The sequence below is a fragment of the Flavobacterium niveum genome (genome assembly GCF_055231775.1).
Map to the genome: position 1 here is coordinate 1066163 of NZ_JBUYSX010000001.1, position 12485 is coordinate 1078647.

The window sequence follows — 12485 nt, forward strand, 5'->3', positions numbered from 1 at the left end:
TCATTGTTTCTTACCATACATCAATTTTTTTAAGGTGTTGATTTTGGAATTTTGGGATGTATTATCAAAGCATTTAAAAATCTAAAAGTTTAAAGATATGGAAAGAGAAGTCATTGTAAAATGGAAAATCAAGGAAGCCAAAACTGCTGAAATCCTAAAACTATTACCCACGCTTGCCAGCGAAACCAAAAAAGAGCCGGGTAATATTCATTACGCTGTTTACCAGTCTGAAAACGACCCTAATGAGCTAATACTGCACGAACGGTATGTTGATGCTGATGCCCAGGAGGCGCACAGAAATTCTGAACATTATCAATCAATCGTGGTAGGAAAGATAGTCCCTCATTTAGAGGTACGTGAAGTATATGTAGTAAAACAGCTCATTTGAGCTTAAACCTTTAAATATCACATCAATTTTAAAAAATCTGTAATCATGAAAAAAGTTTTAATCATTGTTTCTAATGCCAATGCAATTGGCCCAAACAACAGAAGGACAGGTAACTTTTTGCCTGAAGTAGCGCATCCTTACGGTGAATTTGCAAGGGCAAACTACCAGATAGATTTTGCCAGCCTAACGGGTGACACTCCTTATCTTGATGACCTGCAATCGGCTGCCGACCCGGATAACCTTGCTTTCCTTACGGGTAAAGGCTGGGCCGATATGCAGAAAGCGGTAGAGCTTTCTACAGTTGATGTAAGTAAATACGATGCAATATTTATACCCGGCGGTTTAGCACCTATGGTAGACATGCCCGAACACCCGCTGCTTAAACAGGTTATTAAAGAAACCTACGAGCGTGGCGCAGTTGTAGGGGCTGTGTGCCACGGCCCTGTATCGCTGCTGAACGTAAAACTAAGCGATGGCAGCTACCTTGTAAATGGTAAAAACATTTCATCGTTTACAACAGCTGAAGAAGATAACTATGCAAGGCCTGATGTGCCGTTTGATTTGCAAACAGCCCTTACAAAACAGGGAGCCATATACCACACCGTAGCACCGTGGGGACCTATAAGTATTGCAGATGGTAACCTTGTTACAGGGCAAAACCCGGCATCGGCTAAAGGTGTAGGGGAGAAAATGGTGGCGCTTTTGGGCGCATAAAAGTCACATTAACCGGGTTTATCTGCAACAACGTTAGTATGTCCTCTAACCGTAAGATAGCCCGGTTTTTTGATAACTATAAAGTATAACCATTAAATGCTATACCAATGATAAAATCTGTAAATCCTTATACCCAAAAAGAGGTATTTGAAATAAAGGAATTAAGCAGCAGCGAGATAGATAAAGCCATAGAAACGGCAGATACTACATTTCGTTCGTGGCGGCAACTTTCTTTTAAAGAAAGGAGTACGTTAATGTTAAGCGCTGCCGCCGAATTAAGAAAGAACAGGCAGGAATATGCCGAAGCAATAACTGCCGAGATGGGTAAGCCCATCACGTTGGCTCTTGATGAGGTGGAAAAGTGTGCTTGGCTGTGTGAATACTATGCCGAAAATGCTGAAAGCCAGCTAACAGACAGGACGGTTACTACAGAAGCTAAGGAAAGCTATGTTACTAATGAGCCGTTAGGTGTTATCCTTGCTGTAATGCCGTGGAATTATCCTTTATGGCAGGTATTCAGGTTTGCTGTGCCGGCACTTATGGCAGGAAATGTGGGTATTTTAAAGCATGCCAGCAATGTTATGCAGTGTGCAGAAAATATCCAGAAAGTTTTTGAACGCGCAGGCTTCCCGAAAGGCTGTTTTACAAACCTCCCGATAAGGAGTGGCGAAGTAGAAGCTATCCTTAGGGACAGGAGGGTTAAAGCGGCTGCGCTAACAGGAAGTAATGGTGCAGGCAGCTCAGTAGCATCTATAGCAGGTAGCGAAATTAAAAAAACGGTGCTGGAACTGGGTGGGAGCAATGCATTAGTTGTCCTTGACGATGCCAATATTGATGCATCGGTAAAAACATGTGTAGAATCCCGTTTTCAGAATACAGGCCAAAGCTGCATTGCGGGGAAACGCTTACTGTTGCACAAAGCTATAGCAGAAGAGTTTACACAAAAATTTGTGGCAGCTGTAAAAGCGCTTAAAAGCGGCGACCCGATGGATAAAGATACTTACATAGGCACTATGTCCAGGGAAGACTTAGCACAGGAGCTGGAAGAGCTGGTACAGGATTCGGTTAAGCAGGGTGCTAAAATATTAGTGGGTGGTAAAAGGGATAAAGCCTACCTGGAGCCTACCGTTGTGGGAAATGTAACTTCGCAAATGTCTGTGTTTACAGATGAAACCTTTGGCCCCGTAATCGGCATAACAATTTTTGATACCGATGAGGAAGCCGTAGCACTGGTTAATGACAGTGTTTATGGTCTTGGCGTTTCGTTATTTACAGAAGATTTTGCCAGGGCAAAACGCCTTATCCCGAATTTAGAACAGGGTTCGGTATTCATTAATGAAAGGGTAAAAAGCGACCCAAGGCTTCCTTTTGGCGGGGTAAAATCATCGGGTTATGGCCGTGAGCTTTCTGCTGAAGGCATACAGGAATTTGTAAATAAAAAAACGGTGTATTTTAAATAATACTACTAAAATCAAAAAAATCTTAATTGAAAATGGAAAACAATATTCTCGATAAAGTTGTTGTAATTACCGGTGCCAGCAGCGGGCTGGGTGAAGCAACAGCAAAGCACCTGGCCGAAAAAGGTGCAAAAGTTGTACTTGGCGCCAGGCGTAAAGACCTCCTTGAAAAAATTGTTGATGAAATATCATCTAAAGGCGGCAGTGCTGTGTACCTGCAAACCGATGTAACAAAGAAAGAGCAGGTTCAGGCTTTGGTAGACAAAGCATTGTCTGCCTATGGTAAAATTGATGTGATTATAAACAATGCAGGTATAATGCCTATTGCCCCCATGGCTGAAGTAAGAACTGATGAATGGGATAATATGATAGATATTAATATCCGTGGTGTTTTATACGGAATAGCCGCTGCCTTGCCAAAGTTCCAAAAGCAGAATTCGGGTCATTTTATCAATCTGGGTTCTGTTGCCGGAATTAAGGTTTTTAGCCCAGGGGGTACAGTGTACAGCGGAACTAAGTTTGCAGTAAGGGCTATAAGCGAAGGGCTAAGGCACGAGGTGGGCAAAAGCATACGTGTTACAACAATAGAGCCCGGCGCTATAGAGTCTGAATTAAAACACAGTACTAACCATAAAGAAAGCTCTGTGGGGGTTAACCAGTTTTATGAGTTGGCCATACCGGCATCTTCTGTAGCAAGGGCCATTGCTTTTGCCATAGAGCAGCCGGCAGATGTAGACATCAACGAGATAGTAATGAGGCCTACCATCCAGGATTTTTAAATCAGGGGCTACCCAATTCCCTATATTGATTTTGGGTTCTGCGACAACTATACCGATGCGGTTAAAGAAGCCAATTTGTGTACATGAGGTGCCGCAGAACCTTTTTAATTAATACTTACAGTCCATGCAAGCTTTTACTGTATCGGCAATTTTTAAGGATATTAATTTTTCTAAAAGGGAAATTAAAGTTATTGAAAGCCTTGTAAAAAAACGCTTTGCAGGGAAGGGAAGTACACTTTTAAGTAAAAAGCATCAGGAACCCTGCCTGTACTACGTTTGTAGCGGTTGCCTCAGGATATTTTATATCGATGTTTTCGGTAAAGAGTATACATTACAGTTTGCGTCCGGTGATTGTTGGGTTACAGATTATACGGCATTTTTATTGCGCGAAAGCCCTCTGCTGAATGTTGAGTGCCTTCAGGAAGCTGTGCTTTACGAATTAAGTGTAGATGACTTTGAGGGGCTTTGTGGCAGAATCCCTAAAATAAGATACTTCTTTACTGCCCGGTTTGAAAAAAATCTTGCGGAGTTTCAAAGCAGGATATTTTCTCATATGTCGCAGCCGGCAATAGAAAGGTATAAGGCATTTATACGTTTGTATCCGGATGTTGCCGGAAACGTAAATAGTTGTTATATTGCATCTTATCTGGGTGTAACTCCTGAGACTTTAAGCAGGTTGAAAAAGAAATTGCCTCAACAGTAATATCTGTAACAGCTGCCATAAGGATAAAAATAAACCTTTAATATCATTAAATGAATATAGCTATAGATACCCCCGCAATGCTGTTTTCTGCAATAAGCCTTGTTATGCTGGCTTACACCAGCCGCTTTCTGGCAGTTGCATCTTTAGTCAGGACTTTAATTAAGGAGTACCAGGTAAACCAGTACGATGATCATTTAAACGAACAGATCAGATACCTGAAAATTCGCCTTAACCTGATTAAAAATATGCAGGTGTGTGGCGTAGCGAGTTTTCTGTTTGCGTTAGTCTCTATGTATTTTATTTACATAGGCCTGGAAAGGTGTGCCGAGGTTTTATTCGGTATATCGGTCATTACATTCTTTATATCGCTTCTGCTGTCACTTTTAGAGATATACCGCAGTACAAATGCACTTGAAATAGCACTCGGTTCATGTAATGAACAAAAAAGCAGGAAACAGGGCGTTGTAAAAAGCAGCGAACCATAAAATTCAATCTTTAAAATGTGTATGGCTTTGTGTAAAAACATATCGGCAGGCAGGGCAGTGGCCATACTTTTTTTTCTTATTTTCTCAGGAAAAGCAGTAGCGCAGGAAAAGGAAGTGTTCCATCAAAACCAGCAATGGCTGGAGTATTTAGCCCGTATAAAGGTAGCTGACAAGTATACCATAGTGGCAGATACGGGCTTACGCTGGCTGGATAACTACACACCCGGCACTTTTTATTTTATAAGGGCAGGGGTAGACTATAAATGCAGTGATAACATAGCTTTACATGTCGGATTTGCCCACCTGGGGTATTTTTTTGATAATGAGAGAACCAGCCAGATTGAACACAGGCCATACCAGGAAATGTCAATCCAGAATTATGTGGGTAAGTGTAGTGTGTTTCAGCGCATACGGGCTGAAGAACGTTTTTTTGAACCATTAAGTTCGCAGCATAACAGGCCTTTTAACTGGTTTTACTGGCGTTTTCGTTATATGCTGCTGATAGATGTGCCGTTGTTCCGTTTTTCCGAAAAAAATCCGGGTTACCGTATGTCATTGGGTATTGGCGATGAGATTATGATGAATGCGGGAAAAAGGATAATACATAACCAGTTTGCACAAAACCGTTTCCTCATTAGCCCAACATTTCATATGGGGAATAATTTTGAAGTGGCACTTACCTGGTCTAACCAATACTCGTCTACGTTTACCCCTAATCGTTTTGTACATGCACAGGTGTTCTGGCTGCAGGCGCGCCAGAAATTTGATTTTACAAAACCCCTGAAAAAATAAATAGATCACTTTAATAAATACCAAAGGCTGCAAATTATTGCGGTCTTTTTTTTGCATTAGCCGGGCGAAGTGGTGGGCTTTACTTCACTACACCCTGCAAATTTAAACGTGTTTTTCTGCCGCAAAAAATCAAAATATATTGATTCAAAGCAATTAATTATAATTATCAAAGGGGATTTTGCAGGTGTCATTTTATTGCTATTATTTTGATATAGAAGTTCAGGACAGATTATCAGAATCATTTTTTATAGACTGAAAATGAGTTATTTACTGGTTCTGTTCTGCCGTTCAGGAAATCTTATTTCCTCATAGTGCTGAGGTAAAGCCTTAAGCCCTTTTTTATAAAAAACTAATACCGGGATAGTTATGATAAAGTCAGTCAATCCATATACTCAAAAAGATGTATATATAGTGAAAGAATTAACCGCTGCCGAATTAGGGCAGGCGATTGATAATGCAGATAAAGCATTTGCAAGCTGGCGGAAATCTTCTTTTAAGGAAAGGAGCAGGCTTATGCTGTCTGCTGCCGGTGAGCTCAGGAAAAACAAGCAGGAATATGCCGAAGCTATAACCAAAGAAATGGGGAAGCCCATTACATTATCGTTAGCCGAAGTGGAAAAATGTGCTTGGCTCTGTGAGTATTATGCCGAAAATGCTGAAGCACAGCTTACAGACAGGCTGATAGAAACAGAGGCAGCCATAAGTTATGTAACATCAAACCCCATAGGGGTAGTTTTAGCTATAATGCCCTGGAACTATCCGCTATGGCAGGTGTTCAGGTTTGCTGTGCCGCTGCTCATGGCCGGTAATACAGGCCTGCTGAAACATGCCCCGAACGTTATAGGCAATGCCGAAAATATTGAGCTAATCTTTAAACGTGCAGGGTTCCCTAAAGGATGCTTTACAAACCTGGCTGTAACTACAGATGCTGTTGAAAATATCCTGAAAAACAAAAAAGTAAAAGCTGTGGCGCTTACGGGCAGTAACAGGGCAGGAAGTGCAGTAGCCTCTATTGCAGGTTCTCAAATAAAAAAATCTGTGTTGGAATTAGGAGGCAGCAATGCCCTGATAGTTTTTGAAGATGCCAACCTGGATGAAGCGGTGGAAAAAAGTGTTTTATCGCGCTTCCAGAATACGGGCCAGAGTTGTATAGCAGGCAAACGCTTATTGTTACACAAAGCAATTGCAGAAGAATTTACGGCAAAATTTATCAGCGCTGTGAAAGCACTTAAAACCGGAGCCCCTATGGATGCCTTAACCTACGTAGGTGTTATGGCAAGGGAAGATCTTGCGGCGGGGCTTGAGAAACAATTAAAGGATTCTGTAAACCTGGGTGCCAAGATACTTTTGGGAGGAAAAAGGGACGGGACTTTTTTTGAACCTACTGTGGTAGATAATGTAACATCTGATATGCCGATTTTTAAAGAGGAAACTTTTGGGCCTGTAATAGGTATTACCGTTTTTGAAACTGAATCGGAAGGTGTTGCCCTGGCAAATGAGAGTGTCTATGGATTAGGTGTGTCAATTTTCACGCAAGATATGGAACGTGTAAAGCGGCTGATTCCTGAATTTGACGACGGATCGGTATTTGTAAACAGCCCTGTAGTAAGTGACCCAAGGCTTCCTTTTGGTGGTACAAAAACATCGGGCTTCGGGCGTGAATTATCACTTGAAGGCATACAGGAATTTATAAATAAGAAAACTGTGTATATCAGCTGATTATTTCCCTGTAACGGTATGTAAATAACTCTTAATCAAATCCTTTAAAATGCTATACATATTACCTTTTTTGTCAGTTATTTTAGGCTTCGCAGTCGGGTTATTAATAAAGCCGGAGAATAAAAAGAGTATTAAATTTTTACTTTCATTTAGCGGAGCTTTTCTACTGGCTATCACAGTATTTCATTTGCTTCCTGAAATCTATGAAGGTGCAGGGCATAGCCATGATGAACATAGCCACACAAGCAGTTCAATAGGTATATACATAATGGCCGGAATTATTTTCCAGATTATACTGGAGTATTTTTCTAAAGGAGCAGAACATGGGCATGTACATACGCATACCGAATCTCATAATCATACAATGCCGTGGCTGCTTTTTATTAGTCTGTGCATACATGCACTCCTGGAGGGGGCACCGGTAAGCCTGCATAATGAAATGGCCTGGGGAATTGCTATACATCATTTCCCGATAGCGATTATACTTACGGCATTTTTTATTAATTCGGGTTTATGTAAAACTACAGTTGCTTTTTTTATGGTTGTTTTTGCGGCAATGACGCCGTTAGGTACGCTACTTTCAGGCCATCTGGAATTTGTAATACACTGTCATAACGAAATATCAGGAATAGTAGTGGGTATACTTTTTCATATTTCATCAACAATAATCTTTGAGAGTAGTGAGGGGCACAGGTTTAATGCTGTAAAATTATTAGCGATAATTATCGGAGTTATAATTGCTTATTTTCTCTGACACAATGTGTATACCCATATATGTGAATCAATTATCTGAAGCGTTTTTTTTTACCACAGATCAATTTTCAGGAGCATTGTATTCCTGAATTTTGAGCTGTAGTTAAGCAGTGAAAATTTTAATTCTTCAATCTTTAAAAAATATAAATTATGAAAACATTTACTCTTCCCCGAAACTTTATTATTGCAGCCTTACTAATTGGAAGCATTGCCCTGACCAGTCTTACATCTGTTAGGCATGAAACAATAAAAAAATCAACTGAAAACAAAACAAAACCAACAATTGTATTGGTGCACGGGGCATTTGCCGATGGTTCATCCTGGAATAAAGTAATCCCGTTACTGCAAAAGAAGGGGTACAAAACAGTGGCAGTGCAAAACCCACTGACTTCCTTAGCTGATGATGTGGCCTTTGTAAACAGGGCAATTGCCGAAATAGAAGGGCCAATTGTTTTGGTAGGACACTCGTGGGCCGGTGTTGTTATTACCGAAGCCGGTAATGATGCCAAAGTACAATCGCTGGTATACGTTGCAGCTTATGCACCCGATGTAAATGAAAGTGCACTGGGGCTTACAAAAGACGCGTATGAAGTCCGTAAGCTGACTCCTGCGCCCGGGCTTGATAACCGTATTGTAAGCGATGGCTACATCCGCCTTAGGGAAGATGCCGTAGTACAGCATTTTGCACAGGATTTGCCCGAAGCTGAAGCTAAGTTAATAGCAGCTGTACAGGGGCGTTTCCATAGCAGCTGCCTTACTGCAACGGTTTCTAAACCGGCGTGGAAAACTAAACCGAGTTTTTATATTGTGGCCGATAACGACCATATAATTTCGCCGGTAATGGAAGCCGAAATGGCCAAAAAAATTGGTGCAGAAACCACCCATTTAAAATCAAGCCACGTGGCTATGCTTTCTAAGCCGGAAGAAGTTACTAAAGTAATTTTAAAAGCGGCTGAACAGCAATAGCCTATTGTAGAACACTTAATCTTTCTGTTTAAATGAAAATAGAAATAATTCAGCTTAACGCACTGCAGCAGGCAGACGCTATTGTACCTCTTTTTAATGAGTATATGATGTTTTACAGGCAACCTTCGCATGAAAGCAAGTACAAGGCGTTTTTAAATGCACGGTTAAACAACAGCGAGGCAATTATTTTTCTGGCACTTAACGAACATAGGCAGCCTATGGGTTTTGCTTTAAATTATCCGTCATTTTCTACTATGTCGCAAGGGAAAATCCTTGTTCTAAATGATCTTTTTGTAGCATCTGAATACAGGAAAAAAGGAGTGGCCCATGCGTTAATACAGGCCGTGTTTGTTTATGCTGCGGCAAACAATATTGTAAGGGTAGACCTGAGCACCGAAAAAACCAATACGGAGGCGAAACAGCTATATAATAAGCTGGGGTTTATCAGGAATGCCGACTATGATTTTTATAGTTATACACTATAAGCTGCCTAATAAATGCTGAATACAGGCAAAGATGCCGGTTGTGAATTTAAGATAATGTAATTCATTAAAAAATGGAACCTAACCCTATACAGGAAATTTTTAAAGGTATAAGCCTTAGCCCCCAGGAAATAGATATTATAGCAAATAATATCATGAAGATTTCTGTGCCTAAGGGAGGTGTTATCTTAAGTGAAGGGCAACCGGCGTCTTATTTGTATTTTGTGTACAGCGGCTGCCTCAGGACCTATTTTACAGATACTGATGCCAAAGAATATACGTTACAGTTTGCAGAGGATAACTGGTGGATTACAGACTATACTGCATTTGTGGCAAACGGGCTTGCAGTATTAAATATAGAGTGCCTTCAGGATGCTGTTATTTACCGGTTAACAAAAAGTGACCTGGAAAAAATGTACAAGCAGATTCCTCAGCTTGAAAAGTTTTACAGGGAAAAGGTGGAAAGTTCTCTTATAAATTTTCAGAAAAGGCTTTTGTCAACAATGGTACAGTCTGCCCAGGAACGGTATGTGATGTTTATAAGCATGTACCCCAAGATTAATAAAGTTGTAAAAAACTATCATATTGCATCCTACCTCGGTATAACACCGGAGAGTTTAAGCAGGGTGAAAAAGAATATGTATTTGCATTCGTAGGCATTGGTAATCCCGGATTAATAATGTTCCAGTTTAATGCCGAGTTTTTTCATTTTTGCAAACAGGGTAGTGGGCAGTACTTTAAGGATCTCGGCTGCGCCACCTTGCCCGGATACTTTACCATTACAGGTTTTTAATATTTTTAGTATGTGGTTCCTTTCTACATCTTCAAGAGACTGAAGCCCTGTTGAATCCGGGACTATATCTATGCTTTTATTTACGGGAAGGTCTACTGTTGTAATTTCGTTTGCGGTAGCAAGCAGGGCGCTGCGTTCTACCAGGTGTTCCAGTTCGCGTATGTTACCCGGCCAGTTGTAAGACTCCAGTTGTCGTATAACTTCAGGGGAAAAGCCTTTAATGGTTTTGCTGAATTTCCTGAGGAAATGAAGGGCAAGTTCTTTAATGTCTTCCTTCCGGTCACGCAGGGGAGGCAGCTCTACCGGAAATATATTTAGCCTGTAATACAAATCCAGCCTGAACCGCCCTTGCGAAACTTCATATTCCAGGTTACGGTTAGTTGCTGCAATGATGCGGACATCTATTTTTAGGGTTTGTTTGCCGCTTATCCGTTCTATTTCTTTTTCCTGTAATACCCTAAGCAGCTTTGCCTGTGCATTAAGTGGAAGCTCTCCTATCTCATCCAGGAAAATCGTGCTTCCGTGGGCCTGCTCAAATTTCCCTATCTTTCGTTCATCGGCACCCGTAAATGCGCCTTTTTCATATCCGAATAATTCGGATTCCAGTAAAGATAAAGGGATTGCAGCGCAGTTTATTGTAAGCATGGGCATACTACTGCGTGCCGATTTTTCATGGATAATGTGCGCAATTTTTTCTTTGCCGGTGCCGCTTTCACCGGTAATTAAAACCGATGTTTCTGTGCGGGCAACAATATCAATTTTTTTGCTTACGTCATTGATTTTTGGGCAATTGCCAATGAACCCGGTAATGGCCACAGGTTGGTTTTCGTGGCGTATGAAAGAGTTGTTTTGACTTTCAGTAAAATAACGGTAACGCGCTATATCAAGCATTACCAGGAGGTCTTTTTTTCTGAAGGGCTTTACCAAAAAGCCGTAGGGCTGGGTTTTTTTTACAACTTCAAGGGTAGACAGGTTTGTGTTAGCTGATATAAAAAGAAATGGTATTTTCATTTTAATCAGGTCCCAGGCCAGGTCTATACCGCTTTCATCACCTTTTAAAATAATATCCAGCAGCACCCAGTCGGGCCTGGTGTCGGCCAGTACTGCCCTTGCCCTTGCCGCAGATGAAGCTATGCCGATAACATTATAATTTGCCTTACTCAAAATCATTTTGAGGTTGTTGGCTACAATAAACTCATCCTCAACAATTAATATGTTATCGCTATTTTCCATTGCATAAGTTTATATCGTGGCTATTTTTCATAAAGTTACACAGTAATTGTTTACAAATTTTAAAAGAACTGTTTTAAAATAGGGTTAGGATGGTTTGGATATTGAGCAGATAGTTTTGCAGCGATTACCCCATCCTAATAATTTCGTCAAATAACGAGCGGAGTTCATCATTTTTCCAGTTCCCTGTAAATTTTTCGCCGTTAACAAAAAAGGTAGGGGTACCATTTACGCCGCTGCGTATGCCGCTATATTTATCAAGGTCTATTTTAGAAGAAGAATCTTCATCGAGCTCCATTAAATCGTCTTCAAAACGCCCTATGTTCATTTTTAAAGATGTAGCATATTTCCTTACGTTTTCGGTGCTTAATTCACCGGGATGCTCGAACAGAAAATCATGCATTTCCCAGAATTTATTTTGCATGGCCGCTGCCTCGCTTGCTGCTGCTGCAAAACGGGCCAGCGGGTGGATGCTGGATATGGGGAACTGCCTGAACACAATTTTAAGGCGGGTACCATATTCCTGCTGTAATATTTTAATAACGTGATAGGCCTTTTGGCAGTGGGGACACTGGTAGTCTCCATACTCCACAAGCTCTATGAGAGCCGATGGGTTTCCCTGGATGTGATCGTTGTTGTTTACGGGTAGGTTTAAAAACATAATTATCAATTTTAAATTTTGTCCATTTTTTCAAGGGCATTCAAAATTCCGTCGGCACCCGGATTAATGGCTGTAGGAGAAAGGTAGCTCCACCGGATGGTACCTTCCTCATCAAGAACGTACAAAGCCCTTTTACATTCACCTGATGTGGTATCGTAAACTTCGTATTCTTTGGCAACGTTTCCTTTAGGCTCAAAATCAGATAATAACGGGAAATGGAGGTTGCGGTCTTTACTAAAAGCCGTATGGCACCATTTGCCGTCAACTGAAATTCCTAATAATTCGGCATTGTATTCCCTGAAATATTTTAAGGTTTCATTGTACATAACCATTTGGTCGCCGCATACGGGGCTCCAATCTGAGGGGTAAAATGCAAGTATCACTTTTTTACCGGTTAGTTCGCTTAGCCTTATATTTTGGTCCGGGGTAACCGGCAACGAAAAATCGGGGGCCTTTGTTCCAATCTGTAGCATAATTTTGAAGTTTAGATATACGGTTAAAATTCTGAAATACGTTAACTAATGTACTAACATTGTGGTTTTTAAAACTGTGTGGTGTAGCCT

At 40.9% G+C, this 12485-nt stretch carries 15 protein-coding genes; 12 read left to right on the top strand and 3 right to left on the bottom strand.

Annotated elements, in window-relative coordinates; genetic code table 11:
• The first annotated feature begins 97 nt into the window (after positions 1-97).
• The 12 genes from ACZIX4_RS04340 to ACZIX4_RS04395 all read left to right on the top strand — a co-directional run bounded on the left by ACZIX4_RS04340 (position 98) and on the right by ACZIX4_RS04395 (position 9894).
• A complete protein-coding gene (locus ACZIX4_RS04340) occupies positions 98-388 on the top strand; it encodes a putative quinol monooxygenase (protein WP_463334384.1) in 291 nt (96 codons plus the stop codon).
• Between the two features lie 45 nt (positions 389-433).
• A complete protein-coding gene (locus ACZIX4_RS04345; RefSeq protein WP_463334385.1) occupies positions 434-1102 on the top strand; it encodes a type 1 glutamine amidotransferase domain-containing protein in 669 nt (222 codons plus the stop codon).
• Positions 1103-1209: 107 nt separating this feature from the next.
• Entirely contained in the window at positions 1210-2562 is a 1353-nt protein-coding gene (locus ACZIX4_RS04350; protein ID WP_463334386.1) for an NAD-dependent succinate-semialdehyde dehydrogenase, read from the top strand.
• 32 nt (positions 2563-2594) lie between these two features.
• Entirely contained in the window at positions 2595-3338 is a 744-nt protein-coding gene (locus ACZIX4_RS04355) for an SDR family oxidoreductase (protein ID WP_463334387.1), read from the top strand.
• A gap of 124 nt (positions 3339-3462) precedes the next feature.
• The gene (locus ACZIX4_RS04360) at positions 3463-4041 is read left to right on the top strand and encodes a Crp/Fnr family transcriptional regulator (protein WP_463334388.1); all 579 of its coding nucleotides are present in this window, start codon (positions 3463-3465) and stop codon (positions 4039-4041) included.
• Between the two features lie 50 nt (positions 4042-4091).
• Positions 4092-4526: a DUF2721 domain-containing protein gene (locus tag ACZIX4_RS04365; protein ID WP_463334389.1), complete on the top strand. Its 435-nt coding sequence runs from the start codon at positions 4092-4094 to the stop codon at positions 4524-4526.
• Positions 4527-4547: 21 nt separating this feature from the next.
• Positions 4548-5318 carry a DUF2490 domain-containing protein gene (locus ACZIX4_RS04370; RefSeq protein WP_463334390.1) on the top strand — a complete coding sequence of 257 codons (771 nt, stop codon included), beginning with the start codon at positions 4548-4550 and terminating at the stop codon, positions 5316-5318.
• A 366-nt stretch (positions 5319-5684) separates the two neighbouring features.
• Positions 5685-7037: an NAD-dependent succinate-semialdehyde dehydrogenase gene (locus tag ACZIX4_RS04375; protein ID WP_463334391.1), complete on the top strand. Its 1353-nt coding sequence runs from the start codon at positions 5685-5687 to the stop codon at positions 7035-7037.
• A gap of 49 nt (positions 7038-7086) precedes the next feature.
• Positions 7087-7791 (top strand): ZIP family metal transporter, encoded by a 705-nt coding sequence (locus tag ACZIX4_RS04380; protein ID WP_463334392.1) that lies wholly within the window; start codon positions 7087-7089, stop codon positions 7789-7791.
• 149 nt (positions 7792-7940) lie between these two features.
• Positions 7941-8756 (top strand): alpha/beta fold hydrolase, encoded by an 816-nt coding sequence (locus tag ACZIX4_RS04385; RefSeq protein WP_463334393.1) that lies wholly within the window; start codon positions 7941-7943, stop codon positions 8754-8756.
• Between the two features lie 32 nt (positions 8757-8788).
• Positions 8789-9241 (top strand): N-acetyltransferase family protein, encoded by a 453-nt coding sequence (locus ACZIX4_RS04390; protein ID WP_463334394.1) that lies wholly within the window; start codon positions 8789-8791, stop codon positions 9239-9241.
• A gap of 71 nt (positions 9242-9312) precedes the next feature.
• Positions 9313-9894, top strand: a complete 582-nt coding sequence (locus tag ACZIX4_RS04395; RefSeq protein ID WP_463334395.1) for a Crp/Fnr family transcriptional regulator — start codon at positions 9313-9315, stop codon at positions 9892-9894.
• Positions 9895-9911: 17 nt separating this feature from the next.
• Here the strand turns inward: ACZIX4_RS04395 and ACZIX4_RS04400 are convergent, their stop codons facing one another.
• From ACZIX4_RS04400 to ACZIX4_RS04410, 3 genes are all read right to left on the bottom strand, one after another.
• Positions 9912-11264: a sigma-54-dependent transcriptional regulator gene (locus ACZIX4_RS04400; RefSeq protein ID WP_463334396.1), complete on the bottom strand. Its 1353-nt coding sequence runs from the start codon at positions 11262-11264 to the stop codon at positions 9912-9914.
• Positions 11265-11388: 124 nt separating this feature from the next.
• Complete coding sequence (locus tag ACZIX4_RS04405; RefSeq protein ID WP_463334397.1) at positions 11389-11922, bottom strand: DsbA family protein; 534 nt, start codon at positions 11920-11922, stop codon at positions 11389-11391.
• An 11-nt stretch (positions 11923-11933) separates the two neighbouring features.
• Complete coding sequence (locus ACZIX4_RS04410) at positions 11934-12395, bottom strand: redoxin domain-containing protein (protein WP_463334398.1); 462 nt, start codon at positions 12393-12395, stop codon at positions 11934-11936.
• Positions 12396-12485: the final 90 nt, after the last annotated feature.

What these genes read in the sequence shown, in the direction of transcription:
- ACZIX4_RS04365 (WP_463334389.1), top strand. Translation starts at nt 4,092, where the DNA reads ATGAATATAGCTATAGATACCCCCGCAATGCTGTTTTCTGCAATAAGC.
- ACZIX4_RS04395 (WP_463334395.1), top strand. Translation starts at nt 9,313, where the DNA reads ATGGAACCTAACCCTATACAGGAAATTTTTAAAGGTATAAGCCTTAGC.
- ACZIX4_RS04385 (WP_463334393.1), top strand. Translation starts at nt 7,941, where the DNA reads ATGAAAACATTTACTCTTCCCCGAAACTTTATTATTGCAGCCTTACTA.
- ACZIX4_RS04375 (WP_463334391.1), top strand. Translation starts at nt 5,685, where the DNA reads ATGATAAAGTCAGTCAATCCATATACTCAAAAAGATGTATATATAGTG.
- ACZIX4_RS04405 (WP_463334397.1), bottom strand. Translation starts at nt 11,922, where the DNA reads ATGTTTTTAAACCTACCCGTAAACAACAACGATCACATCCAGGGAAAC.
- ACZIX4_RS04410 (WP_463334398.1), bottom strand. Translation starts at nt 12,395, where the DNA reads ATGCTACAGATTGGAACAAAGGCCCCCGATTTTTCGTTGCCGGTTACC.
- ACZIX4_RS04390 (WP_463334394.1), top strand. Translation starts at nt 8,789, where the DNA reads ATGAAAATAGAAATAATTCAGCTTAACGCACTGCAGCAGGCAGACGCT.
- ACZIX4_RS04400 (WP_463334396.1), bottom strand. Translation starts at nt 11,264, where the DNA reads ATGGAAAATAGCGATAACATATTAATTGTTGAGGATGAGTTTATTGTA.
- ACZIX4_RS04370 (WP_463334390.1), top strand. Translation starts at nt 4,548, where the DNA reads ATGGCTTTGTGTAAAAACATATCGGCAGGCAGGGCAGTGGCCATACTT.
- ACZIX4_RS04360 (WP_463334388.1), top strand. Translation starts at nt 3,463, where the DNA reads ATGCAAGCTTTTACTGTATCGGCAATTTTTAAGGATATTAATTTTTCT.
- ACZIX4_RS04350 (WP_463334386.1), top strand. Translation starts at nt 1,210, where the DNA reads ATGATAAAATCTGTAAATCCTTATACCCAAAAAGAGGTATTTGAAATA.
- ACZIX4_RS04380 (WP_463334392.1), top strand. Translation starts at nt 7,087, where the DNA reads ATGCTATACATATTACCTTTTTTGTCAGTTATTTTAGGCTTCGCAGTC.
- ACZIX4_RS04340 (WP_463334384.1), top strand. Translation starts at nt 98, where the DNA reads ATGGAAAGAGAAGTCATTGTAAAATGGAAAATCAAGGAAGCCAAAACT.
- ACZIX4_RS04345 (WP_463334385.1), top strand. Translation starts at nt 434, where the DNA reads ATGAAAAAAGTTTTAATCATTGTTTCTAATGCCAATGCAATTGGCCCA.
- ACZIX4_RS04355 (WP_463334387.1), top strand. Translation starts at nt 2,595, where the DNA reads ATGGAAAACAATATTCTCGATAAAGTTGTTGTAATTACCGGTGCCAGC.